The sequence below is a fragment of the Halobellus limi genome (assembly GCF_004799685.1).
Taxonomy (GTDB): domain Archaea; phylum Halobacteriota; class Halobacteria; order Halobacteriales; family Haloferacaceae; genus Haloquadratum; species Haloquadratum limi.
Genome location: NZ_CP031311.1, coordinates 2,022,210 through 2,047,763, shown reverse-complemented (window position 1 = coordinate 2,047,763; position 25,554 = coordinate 2,022,210). Strand labels below are relative to the sequence as shown.

Sequence of the window (25,554 nt, the reverse complement as noted above, 5' to 3'; positions counted from 1 at the left end):
GGACGCCGTCGACGGTCGGTCGCGTGAACGTCTCGAATCACGGCGATCGGGGCCGGACGAGTCACGCGATGCCGAGTCCGCCGGTCACCAGTCGGACGCCCACGAGAGTCAGGAGGCCGAGGACCAGGACCCGTCGAGGCCGCTCGCCGACCGCGGAGCGGAGGCGCTTGCCGATGGCGACGCCGGCGACGGCAGGCACGACCGCGACGACCGAGGCCCCGGCCACGGTCGCACTCGGATAGAGGCCGAGGGCAGCCGCGAGAATCACCCGGATCCCGTTCAGACCCAGGAACACCAACGCGACGACGCCGACGAACAGCCCGTGGGAGAGATCGAAGCTCCGGAGGTACGCGATCAGCTGCACGCCGACGTTGGTGCCGCCGAACAGGAGGCCCGAAACGGCGCCGACGCCGGCCATCGAAAGCGGCGTCCGTCCGGCGTCGCTGTCGCCGACGGCCAGCCACGGTGGGAGCGGGAACCGCCGCTGCGCGGTGAGCACGAACCCGAGCGAGAGGAGCCCGAGACCGACTCTGAGCGGCGCCTCGGGCACGCTGTCGAGGGCGGCCATCCCGACCACGGTGCCCACCAGCGCGGCGGCGATCAGCGGCCAGAAGCGTCGGCTGCAGGTGCGTAGCTCCTCGGACGAGAGGTCGCGCACCAGTGAGACGTTCACCGCGAGGATCGGGACGATCATGAACACGACGGCCGTCGCCGGGTCGATCACGGTCGCGAGCGCCATCGTCCCGACGACGGCGAACCCGAACCCGGCGAGGCCGTTCGTGGCGCCGGCGACGACAACGACGAGCGTCACCGCCGCGACTAGCGTCAACGTGAGTGTCGGCGTCATCTTTCGTCGGCGTCCTCCGTTCGCCCGTTCGGGTCGCCGAACGGGGCTGCCCGTCCGTAGGGGGTGGTCGAGAATAGCGGTTCCGCTCGCGTCGGGACGTCCGGACCGGGTTAGAACGTGATGATCTCGTAGTCGTCGTCGACCAGCGAGCGGATGCTCGGGTGCCCCTCGTGGTCGTCGAGCGTCACGACGCCGGCGTCGGCGACGGCGTCGGCGACGCCGAACGCGCCCGAACAGAAGTCGCAGGCCGAGGCGTTCTCGCGGACGGCCTGGTAGAGTTCGTGGTAGTCGCTGTCCTCGTCTTCGAGTTCCGGGATCCACTGGGTCCCCGCGCCGTCGAAGATGAGTTCGACCTCGTCGCCGTCTGTCTCGGCGAACTCCTTGGCCGTTTCGAGTCCGTTCACGACTCGGCCGACGTTCGCGTGTCCGTCCGTTCCTGCCAGAATTACGATGGCTGCTTTCGTCATCCACTCTCCGGTACTCTCGGGAGCATCAAAAGCTCACGCGAACGATCCGGTAACGGAGTTACACGCGTGTCACTGGCCGGGAGCGCGATCAGTGGTGGTGTTGGTGTCCGCCGCCACCGCGAGTGAACTGCCCGGAGAAGGCCCGCTGGACGACTTCCGGCAGCGCCGGGTGGATGTGAACGGCCTCGCGGACGTCCCGAACGGTCCCCGATCCGGACTTCATCGCGACGACGACCTCCTGGATCAGCGACGACGCCTCCGGCCCGACGATGTGACAGCCCAGGATCTCCCCTTCAAGGTCGATCAGCACCTTCACGAACCCCTCGGCCTTCATCGCGTCGCCGCGGGCGGTGTCCCCGTAGCGGTAGGTGTTCGTCGCGTACTCGCGCTCGGCGGCGCGGAGGTCGCTCTCCGAGGCGCCGACGCCCGCGACCTCCGGCGAGGCGAAGACGGCGAACGGCATCGCGCTGTAATCGACCGGTTCCGGCTCGTCGCCGAAGACGTTCCGCGCGACGGCCCGCGCCTCGTGGTTGGCGCTGTGTTTCAGCAGGTACTCGCCGACGATGTCGCCGAGGGCCCACACGTCGTCGGCGGTCGTCTCCAGGTACTCGTCGGTCTCGACGAACCCCGCCGCGTCCGTCTCGACGCCGGTCGCGTCGAGGTTCAGCGCGTCGGTGTTGGGCACCCGCCCCGCGGCGACGAGCAGTTCGTCGCCGGTCACCGTCACGGAATCGGCGCCGTCGACGATGCCGCCCTCGCCGCCGTACTCGTACGGCCGCGCCTCCACGGTCACCGACTCGCCCTCCGCCCGGACGGCGGTGGCGGCGTGGCCCGTGTGCACGGTGAACCGCTCGGCGTAGCGGTCGGTGAACGCCTCGGCGACCTCCTCGTCGGCCTCGGGAAGGAGGTTCGGACGCCGGCCGACGATCGTCACCTCGCTCCCGAACGCCCCGAAGAAGTGCCCGAGTTCGGCCGCGATGTACCCGCCGCCGACGATCACCAGGTGCTCCGGCGGCGTCTCCAGTTGCAGCGCCTCGGTGCTCGTCAGGTAGTCCACGTCGTCGATGCCGTCGATCGGCGGCACCGACGGACGGGTCCCGGCGGCGATCAGGACGGTGTCCGCGCGGAGGCGCGCCCCGTCGTCCTCCCCGCCCGACACCTCGACGGTCCGGTCGTCGACGAACCGACCCTCCCCCTCGAACAGTTCGTGGCGCGACGACGAGCGCAGGCCGCTGCGGATGGACTCGGAGTCGGCCTCGACCTCCTCGTTCACCTCGCGGACGATGTCGGCGAAGTCGACGCCGTCGACGGTCGCGTCGATGTGGAACTCGTCGGCGCGCTCGATCGTCTCGAGGACGTCCGCGTGGTACAACAGGTGCTTCGAGGGGATGCATCCCCGGTTGAGACACGTCCCGCCGAGCGGCCCCTTCTCGACGACGGCGACGGACTGTCCCCGGTTGGCCGCGACGTTCGCCACGTCGAGTCCGGAACCGGAACCGATGACCAGGAAGTCGAACTCTCGCATACCGATACACTCGGTGCGCCGGGTAATGAATGGGGAAGCTACCCGGCGGTAATCCGGTTCGGTGATCGAACCGCCGTGCGTCGGGGGCGCGAGTTCACGGCCGACCGTGCATCAGTCGTAGGTGTGGAAGTCGACCGCCTGTTCGATCAGGTCGTCGGGGATTCCCGGGACCTCCTCGGAGCGGACCGGCCCCGCCGCCTCGACGGCGTCTGGGTCCCGGGGGAAGTCCCGGAGCCCGAAGTGGATCGAGATGCCGGCCTTCGCTCCGTCCGCCAGCGCGATGGGGACCTGGTTGTGTCCGGGCGTCAGGTCGCCGACCGCGTACACCTCCCCGACGGAGGTCTGTCCGTGGTCGTCGACGGCGACGGTGCCGTCGTCGTTGAGGTCGCAGCCGAGTTCCCGGGCGAGGCCGTTGTTGTACTCCGCGCCGTACATCGCGAACCCGCCCTTGTACTCGCGGATCGATCCGTCGTCGAACTCCAGGGCCTTCAACCAGCCGTCCCCGCCGTTCTGAACGCCGGCGACGTCCTCGTGAACCACGTCGATGGGGTGGTCCTCCAACATCTGATCCGTCTCGTCGCTCCACTCGGGGTTCTCCCCGCGGGTGAGGAGGTCGACCTCGTCGGTGAAGTTCAGCATAATCGCGGCGACGTGGGCCGCGCTCTCGGAGTGGCCCATCACGTACACCGACTCGTCGACGAACATGTGCGCGTCGCAGTGGAGGCAGTAGTGGAGCCCGCGGCCGGTCCGCGGGAGCGGCGGATCGGGCCGGACGTCGTTGAAGCCGGTCGCGAGCACGACGTACGCCGCCCGGTAGTTCGCGCTGTTTCCGCACAGCTCGACCGAGCCGTCCTCGGTCCGGTGACAGGAGGTGAGCATGTCCCGGTGGAGGTCACAGCCGTACTCTTCCAGTTGCTCTTTGCCGACGCCTAAGAACTCGTTCCCGCTCGTCTCCTCTCGAACGCCGATGAGGTTGTGCACCTCCTGCATCATCGCGGCGCGTCCGCCGCCGCGGTCGACCAGCGCCGTCTGGTGGCCGAGACGGGTGCTGTAGAGCGCCGCGGTCTGTCCGGCCGGCCCACCGCCGACGACGACGACTTCGTACTCCTCGGTAGGGAGGTCCTCAGACATACGACAGCAGACCGCGCCGGTCTTGAAAAACGTACCCCGGCTCGGCAACCGTCTTCCACACCCGGTCCGAACGCGTAGCGACGGGTGACGGAAGCCGGGCCTCGCCCTCGGCTATCCCCGCCGGTACAGCAGCCCCAACGTCAGGATCATTCCCGCCTCTGCGAGTTTCGAGGCCGCGGCCCAGGCGTCACCGGTGACGTGGTCCACGACGTTCTCGACGGGTGAGAGGCCGTGCAGCAGGGGCTCGCGGCCGGGCAGGAACCCGCCGTGGCCGGTGAAGTGCCAGGCGAAGTATCCGAGGAAGTACGTCGCGGCGAGCAGGACGCCGGCGGCGTAGTAGGGTCGGCGGTTCGGCGCGTTCCGGCTCAACGAGAGCCCGACGAACAGCCCCGTCGCCGAGAGCACGAACGCCACGGGACGGGGATCGAACGCGAGGGCGGCCGGGTTCGCGGTCAGCGCGCTCGCCAGCCCGAGGATCCCGTGGTCGGGATGGAACAGGTGGACGCCCGCGACGAGCGCGGTGCACACCGCGCCGCCGTAGGACAGCCACCTCGTCGAATCCGAGCCCGATGCCACCGCCGGTGTCGCGCCGTCTGTCGCGCCCATTACGTCGTGTGGTCTCCGTTCCGGTATTTGAACGTACGCGGCTGTTGTAGCGCGCGCACACAGTCGAGACGGACCTATGACCGGCGGACGGCACTCGCCCGGTGGTCCCGTCCAGACGGCAGGCTCAGGTTCCGACGAACGAATCCGGGCCGTGTGCGTCCTGCCAGGCGAACGCGAACAGCCGCCGCGCGGGGACCCGGTCCAGCCGCCGCCCGTCGGAACTCCGCCCCGTTGTCGGGTCCCACGTCGCCCCGTCGCCGCGGACCGTCCCCTCGCGGGTCTCGAACGCGAACCCCGGATCCTCGAAGACCCCGGTGCGACCGTCCGCGGCGAACACCACCACGTCGAGACCGCCCACCGTGTCGGTGACGACGCCCCCGGCGGCCTCGACGTGGTCGACCGGGTAGCCCGCCGCCTCGTCGCCGCGTTCGATACCGAGAACGACCGCCTTCGCGTCGACGTCCTCCCGGTCCCAGGTGCGCCTTCGCCCCTCGCCGCGCATCCCGTAGAGGCCGAACTCGCCGCTCCGGGCGTAGCGCTCGTACGGCCTCATATCGTAGGCGTCCCGGGCGGACCGGCCGGATCCCGACTCGCCTCCGCGGACCGGCTGGAGGACCACGCCGTCGGGGTGCTCCGCCGCGAAGCGCTTCCAGGTCGTGACCGGCGCCGCGAGCGTTCGCAACCGTTCTCCCTCCAGTTCGCCGGAGATCGCCCTGCCGGTCGTCTGCCGCCACTCCGTGCCCGTCGCCCGGTCGTACATCACCAGCGCGTCGTCGGCGAGCTTCCCCGACGTCCCGAACGTCAGCATCCGGCCGCCGACGGTCCGGTCGTAGACCGCCGCACTCCAGCAGATCGGACACCAGGTCACGGCGATCGGTCGTCCGCCGACGGCGTCGTTGACGATCTCGTGGTAGCTGAGGATCCGGATCGGGTACGCCCGCGCCGGAGGCGGCGCTTCCTCAGACCCGCCGTCTCCGCTGTCCACACCGGCCGTTCCGCCGACGGCCGCCCCGTCGACGACGACGACCTCGTCATCGGGGTCGCCGACGTAGTCCCGACCGAACGACGGGTCGTCGACGCTCGGAATCGCGTCCCTCGGGAGGACGGCGTCGACGTTCATACCGCGGTCTCCGGTCGCTGCGGGTCACATTCCGTCGGCATCGGAACCCCCGCCCCGGGTCATTATCACGCCGCTCGCGAGCATCAGCGCGGCGAGGGTGACCATCCCGACGTCCCACCCCATCCCGGCGGTCATCGGGCTTCCGCCCATCCCGCCGTTCATCCCCATCGGGCTTCCGTCCATCGCGCCGCCGTTCATCATCCCGGTCCCGAGGAGGGCCTGATTGAGGAGCATCACGAGCGAGTAGGCGATCATCAGCGGACCGCTGGCGTCGCCGAGCCTGTCCGCGTAGCCGGTGAGCAGGACCGCGCCGTGGACGAGCACGACGACGCCGAGGAGGCCCATCAGCCACCCGCTCGTCGTCATCCGCGTCGCCATCGACGCGCTCCACAGCGAGTACAGGCCCGAGGCGAAGGCGATCGCCGCGCCGTAGAGTCTGGTGTTCGATATCATACCGCTACGCACGCTCCCCGGGCCTAAAGACCCATCCCAACGCCGCGGATCCGAGCGCGGTCCCCGACTCGCCCGTCGCCGAGACGCACTCGACGCTCGCCTGGGATCGGTCGCTCCCGCTACCCACAGTCCGACAGCGGTCGCTCCCGCTACTCGCAGTCCAGTTCGCAGTCGTACGTTCGGCTGTATATCCAGTACCCCGACGCGGTCGGCGGCATCGGCGACGCCTGGTCCATCGAGAGTTTCGGGTCGTTGCCCCGATCCAGGGTCTCGACGAAGTGCCACGCCCCGTCCGGTTCGGAGATGGTGATCCGGTACTGCCAGACGTCGATGCGGTCTGCGCCCACGTGCACGGCGTAGGATTCGGGGATGACGTCGGTCCGTTCCGGCGTCGGGTCCGGTGCTGTCGTGCTCGTCTCCATAGGGCAGAGAACGCGTCGAACGAGTATGGTGCTATCGCGCGCCGCCTCCGGCCGTACACGCGAGCGGTAGTTTTATTTACCATCTGCAGCGGTCTCATCGGCCGACCCCCGCGTACTCGACGCCGGTCAGGTCGGCGATCTCTTCCTTCCAGGTCGTCAGATCGCGGCGCTCGAACCCCGAGAGGCTGTCGTGTCCGCAGGCTCTGGCCATCACCTTCATCAGCGAGACGGTGGCCTCGAAGAAGTTCTGCAGGCCCTCGGCGGCGGAATCGATCACGACCCGGCTCCGGAGGTCCTCCCGCTGCGTCGCGATCCCGACGGGGCAGTTGTTCGAGTCGCAGGCACGCATCCCGAGACAGCCGATCGCCTGCATCGCGGAGTTGGCGACCGCGACGCCGTCGGCGCCGAGGGCCATCGCCTTGATGAAGTCCGACTCCGTCCGGAGGCCGCCCGTCGCGATGAGCGTCACGTCGGAGCGACCGCGCGCGTCGAGGTGCCGCCGGGCGCGAGCCAGCGCCGCCATCGTCGGCACGGAGATGTTGTTCTTGAACACGTCCGGCGCCGCACCGGTCCCGCCGCCCCGGCCGTCCAGGATGACGTAGTCCGCGCCGGCCTCGAGCGCGAAGTCGATGTCGTCCTCGACGTGCTGGGCGGAGAGCTTGAACCCGATCGGAATCCCGCCGCCGACCTCGCGGACGCGGTCGGCCATCGCGGCGAAGTCTTCGGGCGTTCTGAGGTCGTCGAACCGCGAGGGACTCACCGCGTCCGTCCCGGGTTCGAGACCGCGGACCTCCGCGATCCGCCCCTGCACCTTCTCGCCGGGGAGGTGGCCGCCGGTCCCGGTCTTCGCGCCCTGTCCGGCCTTGAAGTGGAACGCCTGCACGCGCTCGACGAGGTCGATGTCCCAGCCGAACTCCCCGGTCGCGTACTCGTAGAAGTACCGCGAGTTGGCCGCCTGTTCCTCGGGGAGCATCCCGCCCTCGCCGGAGCAGACGCCGGTCCCCGCCCGTTCGGCGCCCTCCGAGATTGCGATCTTGGCCTCCTCGCTGAGCGCGCCGAAGCTCATGTCGCTGACGAAGATCGGGATGTCGAGAGCCAGCGGGTTCTCGGCGCTCGGGCCGATCACCAGTTCCGTGTCGACGGGCGCCTCGTCGTCGAGCGGGGTGCGGGCGAGCTGGGCCGTCAGGATCTGCAGGTCGTCCCAACTGGGCAGTTCGGACCGCGGGACGCCCATCGCCGAGACGCTCCCGTGCTCGCCGATTCCCTCCGCGCCCCGCTGGGCGAGTTTCTGGATGTAGTGGGTGTGGGGCTCCGCGTCTTCGTCGAGGTCGCCGTAGAATTCGGGGTTCGCCGCGCTGTCGGCCGCCTCGGGCTCGTCGTACGGTTGCGGGTTGGCCTCCGCCCACTCGGCGACCTCGGCGGCGTCGACGAACACGGCGTCCTCGCCCTCGTCGACCCACGCGGTGAACTTCTCCAGCACCTCCGAGTTGTCGTACTCGCTGATGCCCGTGTCGACCCGGTAGTCCCAGCCGTGGACGCCGCAGATGAGGTTGTGCCCGTCGACGCGGCCGTCTCCGAGCAGCACGCCGCGGTGGAGACACCGCCCGTAGAGGACCGAGACCTCGCCGTCGTACCGGACGACGACGAGGTCGACGCCCTCGACCCGCGCGTGTGCCGGTTCCCGGTCGGTCAGGTCGCTCCACGTCGCGACGCGCCGAGGGTCGCCCGCGTCCGGCCGGTTCATCGCCCCCTCCGAACGGCGACGCTCCCGCGTCGGTCGTCGACTGATCGTCGGTTCGCCCGCGGTCGGTCCTGGTCGATATCGGCGTGATCGCGTGTCATAACTTTCGTGCGCCCGGCCGCACCGGACCGCAGACGCCGCAGCGCGGACGGGTACGGCGGACCGCGCCCCGGGTCGAACGTGTCCGTGTTCCGGTCACGCGAGACGAGGTGCACCGGGCGGACAAAACGCCGCGGCGACCGTGTAACCCGTCTGCAACGCCGTCGCTGAGGCGTCGTCACACCGGGTCCGAGTCGGTGAGGATCTCGACGAGCGCCGGGCCGTCGTAGTCGATCGCTTCCTCGAGCGCGTCGTCGAGGCTGTCTTCGCCCTCGACGCGGACGCCGTGTCCGCCGCAGTTCTCCGCGAACGCCGCGAAGTCCGGGTTGACGAGGTCGGTCTGCCAGACGTCCCACCCGCCCGTGCGCTGTTCCTTGCTGATCTTGCCGAGTTCGTCGTCGTTGAGCAGGACGTGCGTGAGGTCCATCCCGTACTTCACGGCGGTCGTGAACTCGCTCAGATACTGCCCGAATCCGCCGTCGCTGGAGACGGAGACCACCGGACGGCCGGAAAAGCGCGACTCGGGTTCCCGCGTGGCCGCCCACGCGCCGAGCGCCGCCGGGAACGCGAACCCGATCGAGCCCAGGTAACCGGACATCAACACCGACTGCCCCGCCGGTTCGAAGTACCGACCGAACGCGTAGGTGTTGTTCCCCACGTCGACGGGGACGATGGCGTCGTCGGGAACGATCCGACTCATCGCGTCGAAGGCCGTCGCGTAGTTGACGCCCCGCTCGGGCGTTCCCGCGCGGCGCGTCGCCTTCTCCTCACGCCAGATCTCCCAGCGATCGGCGAGTTCCTCGCGCTGGCTCTCCGCGTCCACGTCGTCGCCGAGACGCTCCCGGAGTTCCTCGACGGTGACGCCGATCTCCCCCCACACGGGGACGTCGACGCCGTGGAACTTCCCGAGCGCCATCGCGTCGTAGTCGACGTGGATGATCGGCTTGTACTCGGCGATGCCGGTGTGATTCGAGAAGCTCGCCCCGAAGACCGCCAGGAGGTCCGACTCGTTCATAAAGTGGCTCGCGATCGGCGTCCCGCTCCGCCCGAGGACGCCGGCGGCCAGCGGGTGCGAGTCGGGGATCTGCCCCTTCGCCTTGAACGTCGTCAGTACCGGACAGTCGAACCGCTCGGCGAGTTCGACGATCCCGTCCATCTCGAATCGGGCCCCGTGGCCGACGACGACGACCGGCCGCTCGGCGGTCTCCAGCAGTTCGACCGCGTCAGAGAGGGCGTCTTCGGGGGGAGTGATGTCTCGGTCGGCGATCCGACCTTCCGGATCGCCGGCCTCGACGTCAACTGCCGGTTTGGTCTGGATCTCGTCGGGGAAGATCAGGTGGGAGACGCCCCGTTCGAGGATCGCCGTCTTCGCCGCCCGCGTCGCGAGTTCGGCGTGTCGGCTGTCCGGCAGGACGGTCGCCTCGAATTCGGCCACGTCGCCGTAGGCGGCTTCGAGGTCGATTTCCTGGAAGTTCCCGGTGCCGAGCACCTGCGAGTCCACCTGGCCGGTGAGCGCGATCGCCGGCGACCGGTCGACGTTCGCGTCCCACAGCCCCGTGAGCATGTTCGTCGCGCCGGGGCCGGCGATGGAGAAACAGGCGGCGGGGCGACCGGTGAGCTTCCCGTAGGCCGACGCGGCGAACGCGCCGGCGCCCTCGTGACGGACGCCGTAGTACGAGAGGTTCCCCCGGTCGGCCTCTCGACGCAGCGCGTCGGCGAGGCCGAGGTTCGAGTGCCCGACGATGCCCCAGACCTGCCGGACACCCCAGTTGACGAGCGTCTCGGCGATCACGTCCGAGACCGTACGTTCGTGGGGCCCCTCTTCGGGGAACCCGACGTAGATGCCGTCCTCCCGCTCCTCGACCGGGTACGTCCCGACCCGGTCGTCGTGCGGGCCGGGCGTCTCCCCCGTAAGCGGGTCGAAGTCCCAGCCGTGCCAGGGACAGCGGAGACACCCGGCCTCGATCGATCCCTCTCCCAGCGGACCGCCCTGATGCGGGCAGTCGTTTTCGAGCGCGGCGTACTCGCCGTCGTAGCGAGTCACCGCGACGGTCTCGCCGCCACAGCTGACCGCTTTGACCCGTCCCTCCGGGAGTTCGTCGTGTGAGAGCGCCTTGTACCACCGTACGTCCGTGTCGGGTCCGCCAGTCGGTGTGTCTGCGTCCATCCTTCACACGATTCGTGACCGTTCACCTAACTGTGCGGTAACCGCCGGGTTATCCCGTGAGCACTGTTAACCGCCCGTTTTGACGACACCCTCCGTACCGGTCGCCGCGGTTACGCTCCCTTCACTCCGTTACCCCGCGGTTGCCGCGAGATTATACGAGTCGAGGACAACTATCGGATGGAATCGGCAACCGGCGTCACTCCCCCCCAGACCGCCGAAGCCGATTCCGTCCCCGTCTCTGCCTCCCCGGGCGAAAAAAGTATATCTAACCCACCGCCGAATACGCTCATTCCGGATCCTCGATGACCGACGGAAACGGAACACAAAATGCCACGAGACACCGATCGATCCGAATCGACGCCAGCCCCCGCCGACCGGTCGGAGACCGCTGTCGAGGAGCGATACCGGAAGATCTTCCGACACAGCAACGACGCGATTATGATCGTCGATTTCGACGCCGAGGAGATCGTGGACGTCAATCCCGCGTCGTGTGAGTTGCTGGGGTACGCCGAGGAGGCGCTCCTCGGGATGCACCCCGAGGACATCCACCCGGACGACATCGACCGCGTTCGAGAACGGTTCATCTCGGAGGTCAGAGAGTCCGGGTCCGGGTGGACGGACGACCTCTCGTGTCTCACCAGAGACGGCGAGCGGGTCCCCACCGAGATCTCGGGCGCGGTGCTCGAAGACGGGACCGCGGGACCGCCGACGCGGATGGTCGCCATCCTCAGAGACATCTCCGAGCGGGTGGAACACCGGCGGCAACTCGAAGAGAAGGTCGACAGGCTCGAACGGTTCGCACAGGTGCTCTCACACGACCTCCGGAACCCGCTCTCGGTGGTCGACGGCCACCTGGATCTCGCCCGCGAGACGGGCGATCCGAAGCACTTCGAGGCGGCGCAGGACGCCGTCGATCGGATGGACGAACTCGTCGACGAACTGCTGGCGTTGGTGCGCGAGGGCGACGCCGTCGGGGCACAGGAGTCGGTCGCGCTGGAGGACGTGAGCCGTCGCGCGTGGCGGTCCGTCTCGGCGGGGGAGGCGACGCTTCGCTGTGAGACGGATCTCACCTTCGCGGCGGACCCGTCCCGCCTGCAGGAGTTGCTCGAGAACCTCTTTCGGAACGCGGTCCAGCACTGCGAGTCCGGTGTGAATCTCACTGTCGGACCCATCGAATCGCCGGACGCGGTCGGGTTCTACGTCGCCGATGACGGCCCGGGTATCGAGCCCGAGCGGACCGAGCGGCTGTTCGAGTGGGGATATACCTCCGAGGAGCGCGGTACCGGGTTCGGACTGGCGATCGTCGAACGGATCGCCGACGGCCACGGGTGGGACCTCACCGTCACCGACAGCGACGCCGGCGGGACGCGATTCGAGTTCACGGGCCTGACGGTGGCGTCGGAAACAACCTGACACCGCCGGAGAGAGCCACCGTAGCCACGGACTTCTGTCCGACAGTGTGCGCACGATCGATCGGCGTCGACCGGTTTCCGATCCGGTCAGAGAGCCGTCGGGGGCGACGACGCCGGCGGTCACGACACGGTGAGCGAAAACAGGACGAGGTTGTGAACGGCGGGAGCCAACCCGACGCCGCCGGCGACGACGAGTAGCGCGGCCTCTTCGCGCCCGGACTCGGCCGATCCAGCGAGCATCGACACCGTCGCGAGGGCCACGGCGATTTTCACGCCGAGGAACGCGGCGATCCCCGAGTGGGCGAGCGCCGCCGTGTCACCGATCGCGATGATCGACGCGGCGATCGGATTCCGTTCGACGGTCCCGAGCGCCGCCAGTCCGACGCCGGTCGTGGCCGCGTCGAGCACGTGTGCGAAGAGGACGCCGCTCCCGAGTCCCACCCAGACGGCGTCCGACTCTCTCCACCGGTAGACCCCCCACACGACTGCGGTCGCTCCGAGCGCGAATGCGACCGCGACGCCGTTCCACAGCAGGACCTCGCTGCCGCGAGAGAACAGGTCGAGCGCGAGCCCGCCGGCGATCGTGACGGGGGCCTGTGCTCCCGGTCGAACCCGGTCGACGGCGACCCACAGAAGCACCACGACGGAACCGACCGTGAGATACGCCGCCGGCGGCCGAAACAGCAGGTCGAGAAGCCTCGGTAGGGCGACCGCCTGCCGGGTCGCGTACGCCGCCCCGACGACGCCGAACCAGGGGAACGTCGAGGCGACCATCGCGGGCGTCATTCCGGTCTCCCAGGATCGCAGCGACCGCCGGACCGCGGCTCGGATCACCCGTAGGTGCGTTCGAGATACGCCACGATGTCGTCGCTCTCTGCCATCCCGTCGACGCCGTTCTCCGTGTCGACGAGGACCGGCACCCCAGACTGCCCGCTCACTTCCTTCACCTCCGATCGGAGGAACCGGAACGAGGGCACGTCGTGTCGCTCGTAATCGAGTCCGAGCTCGTCGAGTTTCCGTTCGACTTTCTCGCAGTACGGACACCCCCGAAGCCTGTATAGTTCGAGCATTCTCTGGTCGTGTGAAGTACCTCCGTCGTATTGAACTCCCGCTAACGCCGCGGTAACCGCCGCCCGCCGCTACGCACCGACGGTCACTCTCCCGGGGCGAGTCCGTACGGCTCCCCGCGCAGGTGGCTCTCGACGAGCAGGACGTACGTCGCCTGACTCCACTGGAGGTTCGCGTTCCAGCTCACGGTGCCGTCGCCGTCGACGCGCTCGGGGAGCAGCCCCGCGGAGGTGGTCCACTCCACGGCGTGCTCGGTGACGTAGTCGGCCACGGCGTCCGGGTCGACCCCGGACTGCCACCGGACGACGTCGGCGTACGCCTCACAGAGCGGCCACCCGCCGTCCTCGGCGGTCCCGCTCGGCGTGTACGTGTCTCCGGGGTACCGACCGACGCAGGGGGTGCCGTCCGCCCGCCAGACCGGGTCGTCCGCGAGTTCGACGGTCGAGACGAGGCCCTCGTCGTCGGCGTCGAGGACGTTCCACGGCCAGTACGCCATGAACGCCGCGGCGTCCGGTCGCTGGTCCGGAGCGGGTTCGCCGTACTCGGGGTCGGCCGCGGTGACGTAGTGATCGCCGTAGGGCGTGTCCTCGCGGAAGCAGTACGTGTCGAGGTTGTCCGCCCAGGTTGCGGCGCGCTCGCGGCACTCGGTCGCGAACCCCTCGTCGCCGGTCCGCTCGGCCATCTCGGCCATACAGCGGAGTCCGGCGATCGCCGAGGCGCTCCCCTCCGTCGAGTGGCCCCACACCTCCTCCCAGGGATCCTGGTGCTTCCGCGGGAACCCGTAGCCGTTGTCCCACTCCAGGAGGAACGTCGCCGCCCGCTCGCTCATCTCGTAGTGTTCTTCGAGCACGTCGTCGTCGCCCGTCTCCCGCCAGAGCAGCCAGTGGGCGTAGATCGGCCCCCCGACCTGGTCCAACTGGAGCGCCCGCCAGTGCGGTTCGCCTGTCGTGTAGTAGTTCTGCCACCACGTCCCGCGGCGGTCGATCCCGCGGTCGTCGGACGTCTCCTCGTCTCCGGCGGTGATCTGGACGCGGTCGAGCCACTCCAGGGCCTGTCGGGCCTCGTCGAACGCCCCGGCGGCGGCCAGCGCCTGGATCACGACGACCTGATCGCGGGGCCAGATGAACTTGTACGTCATGTTCGCAGGCTTGAACGCGCCGGCGATCATCGCCTGACAGTGATCTTCGGCGCACTTCAGGCTGGTCAGCGAACGCTCGTAGAGGTCCCCGACGACCGAATCGCCGGTCGGTCTCTCGCCCACCCCGTCGTGCCACTCCCGCCACGCGCGAGCGAACGCCTCGCGTTCGGACTCGTACCCCGCATCCAGCGCGTCGCGGGCGTGTGCGATCGCCTTCTCTTCGCTTTCGGTCGCGAAGCCGACCGCCGTCAGCCACTCGGCGGACTCCTCGTCGCCGACGAACAGGCCGAACCCGGCGTCGAGGTCGCCGCTGCCGCTCTCGGTCTCCTCGATCCAGCCGTCGTTCTCCTCGTAGACGTCCGCCCAGGCGCTCCGCTCGGGACCGGACCGCCGGCCGCTGTGTCCGATCCGGTGCCCGTCGAAGCGTCTCGATCCGTCGTGCGCCTGCGCGAACGCGACGTGGCGGTTGCCGTCGGTCGCCGTCAGGACGTCGCAGTCGTCGGCGTGGACGACGTGGGCGGCCTGTACCGCGTTGGGGTCCTCGTGACTGTGGCCCTTGATGCCGAGGTTGAACACGGTGAAGAGCGTCCGCTCGTGCGCGGCGTCGAACCGAGCGCGGTTGCGCACGAGCAGCGAACACTGGTTCGAGCTCGCGACGAGCCCCTGTTCGATGCTCCCCGTCGACCCGTCGCCGAACTCGAACTCGTTGCGGAGGCGCAGTTCGGGGACGGTCGCGGACGCCCATTCGAGGTCGCTCTCGATCGCGTCGTTGCGAACGTCGTGAGTCTCCGCCAGTTCGGCGTCCCAGACCATCGAGTGGAGGTCGTAGAACAGTTCGACGTCGGACCGGAACGCCGAGGTCTCCTCGATCAGTGCGCCCTGATACGGGTAGCGGGGGTTGTCCGCGTACCGGTTCGCCGTCACGAGGACGTGCTGGCTCTGCCCCGCCGGCGTGCTCGTGATCGCGTCTTTGTCGCTGGGAACGGCGAAGTCAGTCGGGGGTTCGGTCATCGGTGCCCGTACTCTCAGCCGAACAATGAAAATAGCGCGACTGTGCGAACGTGTCGCAATCAAGTGCGATCTCCGGGGGCGGTGCGTTCGGTCGGTCGAATCGGGAGAACGCCCTCGTCACCGTCGCCCTCCGGCCAGTTTCGACGCCGCGGGAAGCCCCCTGAGCCGGAGCATCGAGAGCGTCCCGATCGCGGGACCGACCGCCAGGGGGGCGAACGCCCACCGCCATCCGACCGAGTCGACCAGAACAGGGATCAGTTGAATGGAAACCGTGGTGAGCAGGAACCCGACCGCGGTCTGCAGCGTGAGCGCGGTCCCGACGTAGGGCCCCTCCGCCAGTTCCGAGACCGCCGCGGAGAACTGCGCCGAGTCGGCGACGACGGCGACGCCCCAGACCAGCACGAACGGGACAAGGAGGTACATCGGGGACCCGAACAGGAACCCCGCAGCGACGCAGGCGACGCCGCTGACCCCCATACTCGCGCTGGTGACGCTCGTCCGCCCGAACCGATCGGCGGCCGCGCCCGCCGAGACGGCACCGACGCCGCCGACCGCGATCGTCCCGAACGCCAACAGCGACGCCACCGCGGGTCCACCGCTGCCGCCGTTGGCGGCGATACTCGCGAGGAGATACGACGGAATCCAGGTCCAGACGGCGTACAGCTCCCATATGTGTCCGAAGTACCCGCCGTTCGCTAGCATCGTCCCGCGGTCCCGCAGCATCCGACCGATCGCGCCGGGATCGAACGGCGCGGTCGGCGCCTGATGCGGTCCCGGTTCCACCACGAGCGCCAACAGCCCGCCGACCGTCGCCAGCAGGGCGGCACCGTAGAGGACGACTCTCGGGCTACCGACCCCGCCGAGCGCGCGGAGGAGGTGCGGGAGCGCCGACCCGACCGTCAGCGCCCCGACCAACACGCCGATCGCGAACCCCCTCCCGTCCTCGAACCAACCCGCCAGGATCTTCATCCCCGGCGGGTAGACGCCCGCGAGCGCGACGCCGGTCAGGAAGCGCAGCGCGATGGCCGGCGTCGCCGCGTCGACGAACCCCGCGATCGCGGCCGTACACGCCGCGCCGGCGACAGCGGATCCGGCGAAGAGGTACCGCGGGCGGATCACGTCCGACAGCGTGAGCGCGGAGGAGAGGAACGCGCCCGCGACGAATCCCAACTGCACGGCGATCGTGAGCCAGGCCGTCTCGGTGGCCGTCAGCCCCCATTCACCGGCTAACTCCGGAGCGGCGGCGGTCGCGCTGAACCACAGCGACATCGCCAGCAGCTCGGCCGCGGCGATCACCGACAGGGCCCGACGCTTCCGGCGTTGCATACGGACTACGTTCTCCGGTCGTGGGGAGTCACGAACGATTCCGTCGCCGGGTTACAGTTCGACAGTCGACGCGGAGTCGACGTCGAATCGAGTCACTTCGGGCTCTCCCGCCAGCAGTTCCGGGAGCTGCTCGCCGAGTCGGTCGACGTGCTCGGACCCGACGTGAGCGGCGAAGGCCGCCTCGTCCTCGTACCGCTCGAAGAACTGGAACCGGTTCCCGTCGTCGACGCCCGCGGCGACGCGGTAGTCGAGCACCCCGTCTTCGGCCCGTGATTCCTCGGCGACCGCTCGGAACAGTTCCACCGCGTCGTCGCGCCTCTCGGGATCGACCGGGAAGACCGCATCGAGTACAATCACGGTCGCGATACACCGCCGAGACGTATGTACGCTGCCCGGCGGTGCATCGAACACGTCCAACTGCGGTGGTGTTAGTACCCGACCGTGGTCGTTCGATCGAGTCCGGAAGCGCCCGCCGTGGTCGACCCCGGCGGTATCACTCCTCGTGGACGATGCCGGGATCCTCGACGGCGGGTGCGCCGACGACCAACCAGACGTGCTCGCGATCGGTGTCGTTGAACGTCTTCCGACGCGTGTCCGGCGAGATACGGACCGCGTTTCCCTCCGGTATCGTGTGCGTCTCGCCGGCGATCCGCATCCGACCCGGCCCCGAGAGCACGTAGTAGAACTCCTCTTGTTCCTCGTGAGAGTGGTACCGCTTGCGCTCGTGACCCGGCTCGACGAACCAGATCCGGGGTCGCATCTTCTCGCACCCGAGCGCCTCTCCCAGGTCGACGTTCCGAGTCCCGGATTTCTCCGAGAGCGTCAGTTCGGCCGTCTCGACGTCGACCATCTCGTATCCGTCGGTCATCGGTGTGGCATCGGCCGTCCGGGCAATAAAAACCCGGAGGCGGCTGTGAGCATCGGTGTGACAGCCCCGACTCGATCGCCCCCTCGACCGCGACCGCTACGGCAACACTACCAGGTCCCCGGTCACCACCGCGACGACGAGTAGATAGAACGCGGTTCCGAACGCCGCGCTCGCCACCACGACCGCGTCGGGGTCGCGCCGTGGGAGAGTGTGACGTACGACCGGGATCTCGCCGAGTTCCGGCCTCGTCAGGAGGTGGTTCATCGCGATCCCGAACAGCCCGACCACCGGCGGGCCGAAGGCGACGCTGTTGGCGAGGCGGAACAGCCGCTCGGTCGCGGCGTCCCCGAGCGAGAACGTCGCGACCGGGCCGAGGACGGTCGACGGGTGCGGTAACGCGGCGACTGCACCCCCGTAGTTCGCGTAGAGGAACACGAGGGCGCCGGCGACGAGGGCGGCGAGTCTGATACCCCCGGCACGACGATCCGGAAGCGCCCGCGGGAGGACGAACACGCCGAACGCGAACACGGCGTTCATTCCGAACCACGGCCCGAAGTTCTGTAGCGCCAGCGGGAGTCCGGTAGCGAGGATCCCCATACTGACCCAATCGAGGCTCAGGAGCCGCGTGTTCGGACACGAGCCGTCGAGGACCTGCGACCGGTGAACCGGGTGGAGCAGGTGGATCGCGGCCCTCGCGAGCAGGAACGTCGGGACTAAGAGGACGTACGCGAGCAACCGCACCTGGAGCCCGGCCGGCGTGGCCACCGCCCCGATGGCGACGGCAGTGGAGAAATCGAGCAGGCCGTTGACGAACCAGAATGTGAGAAGCGACGGCGCGAACAGACACCCGCTCAGGACCGCGGTGAGGTGCCCCGTCGAGTAAGAGAACTCCTGTGAGAGCAGGTCGACCGACGCGGATCGAAGGCTCCTCCCGAGTTCGATCACACGATCGAACCGGCCGCGGGGCGTCTCCGGTCTCATCGCTCCCGGGAGCGATCCGGCCTGCCGTCTTCGGTTTCCACCATCGTGTTCGAACGGCGGGCCCGCAACGGCTAAAACACCGGAGTGAGCGATCGCTCACCTTCACGAACGCGCACAAGAACCGGGGCGCTGGGGTCCCCCGTCGTCCGGGGCGGCTGTCGGTCGGTCACTCGAGAAGCCGGGACAGCGTCTCTTTGTTCTGCATTCCCACGAGCCGATCCGTGGCCTCCCCGTTTTCGAGGACGAGAAACGTCGGGATCGACTGCACGTCGTACCGGTAAGCCACCTGTGGCAGCCCCTCGGTGTCGACCTTGACGACGGGCACGGCGCACTCCGCGGCGAGTTCGTCCACCGTCGGGGCCATCAACTGGCAGGGACCGCACCAGTCGGCGTAGAAGTCGACCAAGACGCGCTCTTCGGACGCGATCAACCGATCGAACGCCTCCTCGTCGGTGATCTGCTCCGCCGGTGCGGTCGACTCCTCCGCCGGCCGGGTGGGTTCTCCACTCATAACGCGTACTTCGTCCGCTTCCGCGTTAATTGTTAGCGAACCTCGTCGTAATCGGGTAACGCCGGGCTCACCCCTCTGTTCCGGTACGAGATTTTATCTGTTTTGCCGGACGAGTATCCGCGAGTCACGTTCCCAATGACCTCGCCACTCCAAGAGCTCGGATACCCGCTCGGTTTCGAAGTCGACGACCCGGTTTCGCCCCTGTTGGAACCGCCCTCGGTGCGACTCGGACAGTCCCAGCGCACGCTCGTACGGTCGATATCCGGAATGCAAAAGGAGGCGCTGGTGACCGACTCCGTCTCCGGGAAGACGTGGCGACTCGTCAGCGACGAGGGGGAGTACCTCGACGGCGACGACGTCGCGCCGGCGCCGCTGGCGTTTATGACGACCGGGATGGTGAGTTCCTTCGCGAACGAGATCGTGGCGCTGGCCGAGGACCGTGGCGTCGACCTCGACGACGTCACGTTGGTCCAGGACAACTACTACACGATGAACGGGTCGGCGCTCCGCGGGACGATGACGGGCGGTGCCCTCCCCGTCGAACTCTCGGTCCAGGTGGCCTCCGAGGCGGAGGAGTCGACGCTTCGGGACCTCGTCGAGACGGCGACCCGGACGTCGCCCGTCAACGGGTTGATGACCGAGGTCAAGAACAGCTCGTTCACGCTCCGGTTGAACGGTACGGCCGTCCCGCTCGACGACGGTGACGACTTCGGAGACGGACCGATAGCGGATCCCGCAGGCGTCTTCGCCGATCTCACTTACGACGCCGACGAGCAGGCGCGACCGATCATCCACCGCACCGGCCGGACGACCGAGCCCCTGCCGGAGGCCGAAGCGAAGTACACGAGCGGCAGCGGGTCGAGCCTCCAGGAGGACCAAGACCGCGTGCTCCACGTCCGAGGCGTCTGTACCTCCGACGACGAGGGCGTGAAGACCGTGGAAGTGAAGCTGTTCAGTCCCATCGGGACGGTGTTCGAGCTGCGCTCGGACGAACCGGCGGGACGCGGCGGTGCGGGCCGGGCACCGTCCGCGATGACGTACGTCGCGGCGGGCCTGGGCTTCTGTTTTATGACCCAGATCGGCCGGTACGCCGACATCGTGAACAAGGACCTCGACGCCTACCGCATCGTTCAGGACACTCACTTCTCGTTCGGAGCCGGAGAGAACGGGGAGACGCCCGGCGAGGCCGAACCCGTCGAGACGCACGTGTATCTCGACGCCGACGAGTCGGCGTCGTCGGCCCGCGACGTTCTCCGGATGTCGGAACAGACGTGCTTCCTCCACGCGCTCTGTCGGACGGAGTTGGACGCTCCGGAGGTCGACGTGGAACGCTCGGCTTAGACCCCCTCGGGGGTGTGTAACGGCGTTCCACGACCGCGGCGGCGTTTAATACACGTGCCGCGTTCGTACGACCGAACTATGGCATCAGTTGTCGCAGGGCTGGCGGGCGGTCTCGTCGCGACGATCGGTATGACCATCGTGATGACGGTGATGGGCGACGGCGGACCGCCGCCGACGGCGGGACTCGTCGCGAAGTTCGCGGGCGGTGAACCCGAGGATCACGCGATGCCCGGGATGGTGTTGCACGTGATCTACGGCGTCGTCGCCGGGGCGGTCTTCGCCGTCGGCGCCCCGCTCCTCGGTCTCGGCCTCGGATCGATCGCCGTCGCGGTCGTCCTCGGACTCGTCTATGGCCTCGTCCTGATGATCGGCGGGATGATGTTCTGGATGCGGATGGTGCTGGGGATGGAACCCGACCGAGACACGATGGTGATGTTCGGGACGGTCCACGTCGTCTACGGGGTGCTCCTCGGTGCATTCCTCGGAGCGGGGATCCTCGCCTGAGGTGCCCGTCCGCCGACTCCGCGCGTCGCGAAGGATTCTGGGCGCACTTACCACTCGACAGTATGTTAGAAGTACGATATAAATGATCGGGGACCGAACTGCCGTATTCGGCGGAATCGCCTCTACCGCCGGACTGCTCGCGCTCGTATCTGCGGCCGGATCCGCGGAGCTGGGCTCCGTCGCGGCCGTGCTGCAATCCGTACCGCTCGTGGCCGGCTTTCCGGTCGAGCAGTTCCTCGGCCACTGGTGGGTGTTTCCCGTGTCGATCCTGTTCTCGCTCGTCGCGCTCTCGTCGGGCGTCTCCGGGGCGCTGTTCTTCAGCCCGTTCTTCATGTTGGTCGTCGGTCTCTCGCCCTCCCAGGCCATCGGCGCCGGGCTTCTGACGGAGGTGTTCGGGATGGGGAACGGGCTGTTGAACTACGTCCGGCAACGGGTCGTCGACTACGCGACCGCGAAGTGGCTGCTCCTCGGTGCGGTCCCGGCCGTCGTCGCGGGCGCGTTCGCGGCCCACTACGTTCCGACGACGCTTCTCACCCTCGCGTTCGGGGTCGGACTCCTCGTTCTCGGCGCCTTCCTCGTCTACTACGACCCGCCCGACGAGTGCGTGCCCGGCGAGGGCGAAGGCGAGTACCTCGAGCGGAAGAACACCGGTCGCGGGCAGACCACCGTCGAGACGACCGACGGCGAGACGTTCACCTACGACACCTGTTGGCGTCCGCCGGGGGTCGGCCTGGCGACCGCCGGCGGTTTCATAACGGGGCTCATCAGCGCCGGGCTCCCCGAGATCACGACCACGCAGTTGATCGTCAGGTGTCGACTCCCGCCGTGCGTCGCGGTCGCGACGAGCGTGTTCGTGCTGGCGATCGCAGCCATCGCCGGTGCCGCCGTCCACGCGCTGGCGGCCACCCCGGTCTGGTACGTGGTGGCGTGGTCGATTCCGGGCGTCCTGATCGGCGGGACCGTCGGAACGAGAGTCGGCAAGTACGTCCCGAGCGAGATCATGGAGCCCGTTCTGGGCGTCGTGTTCGCCGTCGTGGGCGTGATCGTGCTGGGCAGCGAACTCCTCGTTTGAACTCCCGGGCGGCGAACTCCCCTCCGAACCCACTCCCGGACAAGCACCGATCAGTCGTCGCGGAACGAGTCCCAGAAGACGTCGGGCAACTCCCTGTCGGGGTTCTCCTCGAGGTAGTCCTGTTTCGTCACGTTCGCGTCTTCGATGAGCGCGGCCGCCTCGCCGGCCCAGATGTAGAAGCCGATCAGGGTCTCTCGCCGCATCCGTTCGAGGTCGACTGAGTGGTACACGTTGACGATTCCGCCACCCTCGCGGTTCAGCTCGGACCGCCTGAGAAGGCCCAGATCCACGAGCTTATTGAGGTATCGGGTGATCGTGCTCCGATCGTACCCGAGGGAGTCGGCGACTTCCCTCGCCGAGAGCGGCCCCTCCCCGATGACGCACAGGCAGATGTCCAGCCCCGCCTTCGGCAGCCCGAACGCCTGCAGGAGGACCTGTTTCACGTCCGGCGGCTTGACGCTCATCTCCACGTCGGTCACGCGCTCCATCGGGTTCCCGTGGCAGGCCATCGGTGGTTCGTCCCGTCCCAGCGCGAGGACGACGTTGTCGCAGTCGGGGCACTCGTACAGATCGTACCGACTGGAAGTGGGGTCGTACTGCACTTCCTCGGCGTCCTCCGTCGACTCGTCGGCGTCGTTTCCCGACATCAGCGATCCCGTTCCATTTGGCTACAGACTACGCGCGGTTCGGGTAAAAACCACCCCCTCTTTTCACGAGTCCGTCGGGTCGGCGTCGACGACCACCGCGTCGCCGGGGTTGAGTTCCAGAAGCTCCTCCCCGGTGATCGTCACTCGCGCTCGCCCCGCGGCGTCCTTCCGGGCCAGTCCACAGGCCGCTAGTGCGTCCAGGTGGGTCTCGACCGCTCCCTCGTCGGCACCGAGCGACGACGCGAGCGCCCGAACGGTCGTCGTTCTCCGCCGTTCGGCGTCGCTCGTCGCAGCGAGGCGTTCCAGCACGGCTCGCCGCCTCAGGGCGGACACGTCCCTCGTCCGTCTCTTTCCGGTGGCATCCGCACCCGCGACCGCGACGTCATCGGGCGCTCCCGACGGTCGCCGCCGGCCCGAGCGACCGACAGGGCCGATTGCCGCGCGGGGGGCGACGACTGTACACCACGGCTACTCCTCCACCGTTCGGCTCACGTCGAGCGTGTACGATCCCAGCACGTCGCGACCGAGCAGCACCGGGTACCGCATCTCCGATCGATCGGTGACGCTGACCGTGACGGGGCGCCACCGTCCGTTGAGACGCAGATCGACGTCGACGAGGGGGCGAGTTTCGGAACCGCTTCCGATGCCCGACCGAACCTGCGTCGTCCCCACGAGGGGGCCGGCGCCGATCCGACCGGCGAGGTCGGTGTCGATGCTCGTCCGTTTCGCCCCCGTGTCGGACTTGGCGACGACCGCTTCGGTTCCGCCGTGACCGTTGATACGGATCTGGGTCGTGTATCCGAGGACCCCGTCCGTGCCCCGCTCGACGAGCGGCGGTTTACAGTCGGGAACCGAATCGTCGAGCGTCGATTCGAGCCCCTCCGCCCGCGCCGCGTCGACGCTCCCGCCGGCGCGTTCGATCGCCAGCCGGGCGATGTGAGGTGCCACCGAGACGCCGGTCGCATCGAACAGCCCCTTGAACCCGGCGGTGGCGTTGAGTTCGAGAACGTACCAGTCGCCGTCGACGGACATCAGGTCGACCCCGGCGAGGTCCAGACCGAGGACGGTCGTCGCCTCCGTCGCGAGGCCGCGGGCCTCCCGGTCGAGGCTGTCGGTGACGTCTTCCACGTCCCCGCCGAGGGCGACGTTCGTCCGCCAGTCGCCCTCGGGAGCGTGCCGGCGCATCGCCCCGACGACCGCGTCGCCGACGACGTACACCCGCACGTCGGACGGTCGGTCGCCCGACGCGTTCAGGAACTCCTGGAGGAACGAGTGTCGGTTGGCGATCATCGGGCCCACCGGCTCGTCCGGCGAGACGATCGACATCTGCCGCCCGTTCGTTCCGACCGTGTGCTTGTGGACCGCGTCGCCGGGGAGGCGCTCGGGCCACGCTTCGAAGGTTCGGGGGGACCGTCCGAAGTACGCGTCGGGCACCGGGAGCCCCGCTGCGGCGAGTTTCGCCGCGGCTCGGTACTTGTGAAGCGTATCCGCGACTGCCCGCGGCGAGTTCACGACGGGAGTCGTCTCCTCGTAGAGGGACGCGAGCTGGAGGTCCTCGAACCGCGACTCGCTTTTCGTGAGCAGCATCCGGTTGACGAGAACGTCCACGCGGGGCGAAAGCCGAAAGCGCCCGTCACGGATCTGCGAGGTGACGTTCTCGTCTCGGATCCACACCGGATCGTGCCCCAGCGCTCGGACGGCGTTCAGGATCGCCTTGGTCTCCTTGCTGTTGTGGAGACTCAGCACGCCGATTCGTCGTGTCTCGGCTCCGTCCCCCGGCTCACCGCTCCCCGGGTGATACCGATCCGTCGCTCCCTCCCGCGCTGCGGAATCAGTAGGGGCGGTCATAGGGGCCTCTCTGTATCGTGTTGTCGGGACAACGTATTATCCGCACGGTGAGCGTGCAAAACAGTTACACGCGCATTACTCATTTAACCCGCTTCCAAACCGTTGGGATCTCGATGACCGACACGGACGACGAGACGTTCACGTTCGACGGTGGGCGGGTCGAACCGGGCGAGACCGAAGAACTCCGCTATTCGGTGAGCGAGACGTACCTCGGGGACCCGGTCCGAATCCCCGTCACGATCATCAACGGACCGCGCCCCGGCCCCACGGCGTTTCTCTCGGCGGCGATTCACGGGGACGAACTCAACGGCATCGAAGTCGTGCGGGAGGTCGCCCAAGAGTGGACGCACAGTGAGGTCTGCGGGACCATCGTCTGTCTCCCCGTACTGAACGTACAGGGGTTCGTGGCGCAAGAGCGGTACTTACCGATCTACGAACGGGACCTGAACAGGGCCTTCCCGGGGAAGCCTCACAGCACGAGTTCGAACCGGATCGCGCACGCGATCTACCAGAACTTCATCGAGCCCTGCGATTTCGGTCTCGATTTCCACACGTCCACCCGCGGACGAACCAATATGTTCCACGTCCGCGCCGATATGACGGAGCCGGACACGGCCAGACTGGCCCGGGCGTTCGGGACGAATCTCATCATCGCGGGCGAGGGCTCTTCCGGGATGCTTCGCCGCGAAGCGACCGAGGACGGGATCCCCACCATCACCCTCGAGATGGGCGAGGCGCACCGCTTCGAACGGCGGCTCATCGACCACGCGCTGGAGGGCGTGCGGAGCGTGTTCGCCGAATACGGGATCTACCAGCAGGAGACCGTCCGCTGGCCGGGGTGGCGAACCGTCGTCGAGGGGTGGGAGGAGAAGACGTGGTTGCGGGCCGACGCCGGCGGCATCGTCGAGATGCTCCACGGCCGGGGCGATCTGGTCCACGAGGGCGAGACGGTCTGTCGGATCACGAACCCGTTCAAAACGGAGGAAACGACCGTGGAGGCACCGTTCACGGGACTGCTCGTCGGCGTGCTGGAGAACCCGGTCGTGTATCCCGGCAATCCGCTCTGTCACCTCATCAAAATCGACGAGATGCAAGAGCAGATCATCGAAGCGCGGACCGGCGTCACACACCGGTGATCGGTCCGGGATCGATCACCGAGAAGCCCCTGATCCGAGAATCGAGTCCCCACGATCCGTACGTCGTCGGCCCGATACCGTCGGTCGCTTCGCCCTCTCGGCTGTGCATCTCC

27 protein-coding genes are annotated in these 25,554 nt (G+C 68.4%); 5 read left to right on the top strand and 22 right to left on the bottom strand.

Going from position 1 to position 25,554, the window contains the following annotated elements; genetic code table 11:
• Window positions 1–61: 61 nt before the first annotated feature.
• From DV707_RS10010 to DV707_RS09965, 10 genes are all read right to left on the bottom strand, one after another.
• Window positions 62–847, bottom strand: a complete 786-nt coding sequence (locus DV707_RS10010; RefSeq protein ID WP_103991834.1) for a sulfite exporter TauE/SafE family protein — start codon at window positions 845–847, stop codon at window positions 62–64.
• A 110-nt stretch (window positions 848–957) separates the two neighbouring features.
• Window positions 958–1,314, bottom strand: coding sequence for a DsrE family protein (locus DV707_RS10005; RefSeq protein WP_103991835.1), 357 nt, complete (start codon window positions 1,312–1,314; stop codon window positions 958–960).
• An 88-nt stretch (window positions 1,315–1,402) separates the two neighbouring features.
• The gene (locus DV707_RS10000; RefSeq protein WP_103991836.1) at window positions 1,403–2,839 is read right to left on the bottom strand and encodes a dihydrolipoyl dehydrogenase; all 1,437 of its coding nucleotides are present in this window, start codon (window positions 2,837–2,839) and stop codon (window positions 1,403–1,405) included.
• 111 nt (window positions 2,840–2,950) lie between these two features.
• A complete protein-coding gene (locus DV707_RS09995) occupies window positions 2,951–3,970 on the bottom strand; it encodes an NAD(P)/FAD-dependent oxidoreductase (protein WP_103991837.1) in 1,020 nt (339 codons plus the stop codon).
• Between the two features lie 111 nt (window positions 3,971–4,081).
• On the bottom strand, window positions 4,082–4,576 hold the full coding sequence (locus DV707_RS09990) for a hypothetical protein (protein WP_103991838.1): 495 nt from the start codon (window positions 4,574–4,576) through the stop codon (window positions 4,082–4,084).
• A 124-nt stretch (window positions 4,577–4,700) separates the two neighbouring features.
• Window positions 4,701–5,696 carry a DUF3179 domain-containing protein gene (locus DV707_RS09985; protein WP_103991839.1) on the bottom strand — a complete coding sequence of 332 codons (996 nt, stop codon included), beginning with the start codon at window positions 5,694–5,696 and terminating at the stop codon, window positions 4,701–4,703.
• A 24-nt stretch (window positions 5,697–5,720) separates the two neighbouring features.
• On the bottom strand, window positions 5,721–6,149 hold the full coding sequence (locus tag DV707_RS09980; protein WP_103991840.1) for a hypothetical protein: 429 nt from the start codon (window positions 6,147–6,149) through the stop codon (window positions 5,721–5,723).
• A 149-nt stretch (window positions 6,150–6,298) separates the two neighbouring features.
• Entirely contained in the window at window positions 6,299–6,571 is a 273-nt protein-coding gene (locus DV707_RS09975; RefSeq protein ID WP_103991841.1) for a hypothetical protein, read from the bottom strand.
• Between the two features lie 94 nt (window positions 6,572–6,665).
• Window positions 6,666–8,315, bottom strand: coding sequence for a glutamate synthase-related protein (locus DV707_RS09970; RefSeq protein WP_103991842.1), 1,650 nt, complete (start codon window positions 8,313–8,315; stop codon window positions 6,666–6,668).
• A 274-nt stretch (window positions 8,316–8,589) separates the two neighbouring features.
• Window positions 8,590–10,578, bottom strand: coding sequence for a thiamine pyrophosphate-binding protein (locus tag DV707_RS09965; RefSeq protein WP_103991844.1), 1,989 nt, complete (start codon window positions 10,576–10,578; stop codon window positions 8,590–8,592).
• A gap of 327 nt (window positions 10,579–10,905) precedes the next feature.
• On the opposite strand from DV707_RS09965, the gene DV707_RS09960 reads away from it, so the two are divergent.
• Window positions 10,906–11,991, top strand: coding sequence for a two-component system sensor histidine kinase NtrB (locus tag DV707_RS09960; protein WP_103991845.1), 1,086 nt, complete (start codon window positions 10,906–10,908; stop codon window positions 11,989–11,991).
• Window positions 11,992–12,110: 119 nt separating this feature from the next.
• On the opposite strand, the gene DV707_RS09955 is transcribed toward DV707_RS09960, so the two are convergent.
• The 8 genes from DV707_RS09955 to trxA all read right to left on the bottom strand — a co-directional run bounded on the left by DV707_RS09955 (window position 12,111) and on the right by trxA (window position 18,893).
• Complete coding sequence (locus DV707_RS09955; RefSeq protein WP_103991846.1) at window positions 12,111–12,824, bottom strand: DUF63 family protein; 714 nt, start codon at window positions 12,822–12,824, stop codon at window positions 12,111–12,113.
• On the bottom strand, window positions 12,821–13,060 hold the full coding sequence (locus DV707_RS09950) for a glutathione S-transferase N-terminal domain-containing protein (protein WP_103991847.1): 240 nt from the start codon (window positions 13,058–13,060) through the stop codon (window positions 12,821–12,823). The genes DV707_RS09955 and DV707_RS09950 overlap by 4 nt, the downstream gene beginning before the upstream one ends.
• A gap of 83 nt (window positions 13,061–13,143) precedes the next feature.
• Window positions 13,144–15,207 carry a glycoside hydrolase family 15 protein gene (locus tag DV707_RS09945; protein ID WP_103991848.1) on the bottom strand — a complete coding sequence of 688 codons (2,064 nt, stop codon included), beginning with the start codon at window positions 15,205–15,207 and terminating at the stop codon, window positions 13,144–13,146.
• A 117-nt stretch (window positions 15,208–15,324) separates the two neighbouring features.
• Window positions 15,325–16,533: an MFS transporter gene (locus DV707_RS09940; RefSeq protein WP_103991849.1), complete on the bottom strand. Its 1,209-nt coding sequence runs from the start codon at window positions 16,531–16,533 to the stop codon at window positions 15,325–15,327.
• Between the two features lie 51 nt (window positions 16,534–16,584).
• Complete coding sequence (locus tag DV707_RS09935; RefSeq protein WP_103991850.1) at window positions 16,585–16,890, bottom strand: putative quinol monooxygenase; 306 nt, start codon at window positions 16,888–16,890, stop codon at window positions 16,585–16,587.
• 136 nt (window positions 16,891–17,026) lie between these two features.
• Window positions 17,027–17,401, bottom strand: a complete 375-nt coding sequence (locus DV707_RS09930; protein ID WP_103991851.1) for a cupin domain-containing protein — start codon at window positions 17,399–17,401, stop codon at window positions 17,027–17,029.
• A 96-nt stretch (window positions 17,402–17,497) separates the two neighbouring features.
• A complete protein-coding gene (locus DV707_RS09925; protein ID WP_235010776.1) occupies window positions 17,498–18,346 on the bottom strand; it encodes a hypothetical protein in 849 nt (282 codons plus the stop codon).
• A gap of 202 nt (window positions 18,347–18,548) precedes the next feature.
• A complete protein-coding gene (gene trxA / locus DV707_RS09920; protein ID WP_103991853.1) occupies window positions 18,549–18,893 on the bottom strand; it encodes a thioredoxin in 345 nt (114 codons plus the stop codon).
• Window positions 18,894–19,028: 135 nt separating this feature from the next.
• On the opposite strand from trxA, the gene DV707_RS09915 reads away from it, so the two are divergent.
• From DV707_RS09915 to DV707_RS09905, 3 genes are all read left to right on the top strand, one after another.
• Complete coding sequence (locus DV707_RS09915; RefSeq protein WP_103991854.1) at window positions 19,029–20,234, top strand: OsmC family protein; 1,206 nt, start codon at window positions 19,029–19,031, stop codon at window positions 20,232–20,234.
• Between the two features lie 78 nt (window positions 20,235–20,312).
• Window positions 20,313–20,738: a hypothetical protein gene (locus DV707_RS09910; protein ID WP_235010777.1), complete on the top strand. Its 426-nt coding sequence runs from the start codon at window positions 20,313–20,315 to the stop codon at window positions 20,736–20,738.
• Window positions 20,739–20,820: 82 nt separating this feature from the next.
• Complete coding sequence (locus DV707_RS09905; RefSeq protein ID WP_235010778.1) at window positions 20,821–21,810, top strand: sulfite exporter TauE/SafE family protein; 990 nt, start codon at window positions 20,821–20,823, stop codon at window positions 21,808–21,810.
• Window positions 21,811–21,860: 50 nt separating this feature from the next.
• On the opposite strand, the gene DV707_RS09900 is transcribed toward DV707_RS09905, so the two are convergent.
• From DV707_RS09900 to DV707_RS09890, 3 genes are all read right to left on the bottom strand, one after another.
• On the bottom strand, window positions 21,861–22,457 hold the full coding sequence (locus tag DV707_RS09900) for a MarR family transcriptional regulator (protein ID WP_103991855.1): 597 nt from the start codon (window positions 22,455–22,457) through the stop codon (window positions 21,861–21,863).
• A gap of 63 nt (window positions 22,458–22,520) precedes the next feature.
• Window positions 22,521–22,790 (bottom strand): LexA family transcriptional regulator, encoded by a 270-nt coding sequence (locus DV707_RS09895; protein ID WP_136361846.1) that lies wholly within the window; start codon window positions 22,788–22,790, stop codon window positions 22,521–22,523.
• Between the two features lie 135 nt (window positions 22,791–22,925).
• Window positions 22,926–24,305 carry a RimK family alpha-L-glutamate ligase gene (locus tag DV707_RS09890; protein ID WP_103991857.1) on the bottom strand — a complete coding sequence of 460 codons (1,380 nt, stop codon included), beginning with the start codon at window positions 24,303–24,305 and terminating at the stop codon, window positions 22,926–22,928.
• A 113-nt stretch (window positions 24,306–24,418) separates the two neighbouring features.
• Here DV707_RS09890 and DV707_RS09885 point away from each other — a divergent pair, with 113 nt between their 5' ends.
• The gene (locus tag DV707_RS09885; protein ID WP_103991858.1) at window positions 24,419–25,441 is read left to right on the top strand and encodes a succinylglutamate desuccinylase/aspartoacylase family protein; all 1,023 of its coding nucleotides are present in this window, start codon (window positions 24,419–24,421) and stop codon (window positions 25,439–25,441) included.
• Here the strand turns inward: DV707_RS09885 and DV707_RS19180 are convergent.
• Window positions 25,428–25,550 carry a hypothetical protein gene (locus DV707_RS19180; protein WP_268806877.1) on the bottom strand — a complete coding sequence of 41 codons (123 nt, stop codon included), beginning with the start codon at window positions 25,548–25,550 and terminating at the stop codon, window positions 25,428–25,430. The genes DV707_RS09885 and DV707_RS19180 overlap by 14 nt on opposite strands.
• Window positions 25,551–25,554: the final 4 nt, after the last annotated feature.

Coding starts and splice junctions, on each gene's coding strand:
- DV707_RS09960 (WP_103991845.1), top strand. CDS start 10,906: ATGCCACGAGACACCGATCGATCCGAATCGACGCCAGCCCCCGCCGAC.
- DV707_RS09995 (WP_103991837.1), bottom strand. CDS start 3,970: ATGTCTGAGGACCTCCCTACCGAGGAGTACGAAGTCGTCGTCGTCGGC.
- DV707_RS19180 (WP_268806877.1), bottom strand. CDS start 25,550: ATGCACAGCCGAGAGGGCGAAGCGACCGACGGTATCGGGCCGACGACG.
- DV707_RS09915 (WP_103991854.1), top strand. CDS start 19,029: ATGACCTCGCCACTCCAAGAGCTCGGATACCCGCTCGGTTTCGAAGTC.
- DV707_RS09970 (WP_103991842.1), bottom strand. CDS start 8,315: ATGAACCGGCCGGACGCGGGCGACCCTCGGCGCGTCGCGACGTGGAGC.
- DV707_RS09950 (WP_103991847.1), bottom strand. CDS start 13,060: ATGCTCGAACTATACAGGCTTCGGGGGTGTCCGTACTGCGAGAAAGTC.
- DV707_RS09900 (WP_103991855.1), bottom strand. CDS start 22,457: ATGTCGGGAAACGACGCCGACGAGTCGACGGAGGACGCCGAGGAAGTG.
- DV707_RS09905 (WP_235010778.1), top strand. CDS start 20,821: ATGATCGGGGACCGAACTGCCGTATTCGGCGGAATCGCCTCTACCGCC.
- DV707_RS09990 (WP_103991838.1), bottom strand. CDS start 4,576: ATGGGCGCGACAGACGGCGCGACACCGGCGGTGGCATCGGGCTCGGAT.
- DV707_RS09940 (WP_103991849.1), bottom strand. CDS start 16,533: ATGCAACGCCGGAAGCGTCGGGCCCTGTCGGTGATCGCCGCGGCCGAG.
- trxA (WP_103991853.1), bottom strand. CDS start 18,893: ATGAGTGGAGAACCCACCCGGCCGGCGGAGGAGTCGACCGCACCGGCG.
- DV707_RS09980 (WP_103991840.1), bottom strand. CDS start 6,149: ATGATATCGAACACCAGACTCTACGGCGCGGCGATCGCCTTCGCCTCG.
- DV707_RS09945 (WP_103991848.1), bottom strand. CDS start 15,207: ATGACCGAACCCCCGACTGACTTCGCCGTTCCCAGCGACAAAGACGCG.
- DV707_RS09975 (WP_103991841.1), bottom strand. CDS start 6,571: ATGGAGACGAGCACGACAGCACCGGACCCGACGCCGGAACGGACCGAC.
- DV707_RS09985 (WP_103991839.1), bottom strand. CDS start 5,696: ATGAACGTCGACGCCGTCCTCCCGAGGGACGCGATTCCGAGCGTCGAC.
- DV707_RS09930 (WP_103991851.1), bottom strand. CDS start 17,401: ATGACCGACGGATACGAGATGGTCGACGTCGAGACGGCCGAACTGACG.
- DV707_RS09885 (WP_103991858.1), top strand. CDS start 24,419: ATGACCGACACGGACGACGAGACGTTCACGTTCGACGGTGGGCGGGTC.
- DV707_RS10005 (WP_103991835.1), bottom strand. CDS start 1,314: ATGACGAAAGCAGCCATCGTAATTCTGGCAGGAACGGACGGACACGCG.
- DV707_RS10000 (WP_103991836.1), bottom strand. CDS start 2,839: ATGCGAGAGTTCGACTTCCTGGTCATCGGTTCCGGTTCCGGACTCGAC.
- DV707_RS09965 (WP_103991844.1), bottom strand. CDS start 10,578: ATGGACGCAGACACACCGACTGGCGGACCCGACACGGACGTACGGTGG.
- DV707_RS09910 (WP_235010777.1), top strand. CDS start 20,313: ATGGCATCAGTTGTCGCAGGGCTGGCGGGCGGTCTCGTCGCGACGATC.
- DV707_RS09890 (WP_103991857.1), bottom strand. CDS start 24,305: ATGACCGCCCCTACTGATTCCGCAGCGCGGGAGGGAGCGACGGATCGG.
- DV707_RS10010 (WP_103991834.1), bottom strand. CDS start 847: ATGACGCCGACACTCACGTTGACGCTAGTCGCGGCGGTGACGCTCGTC.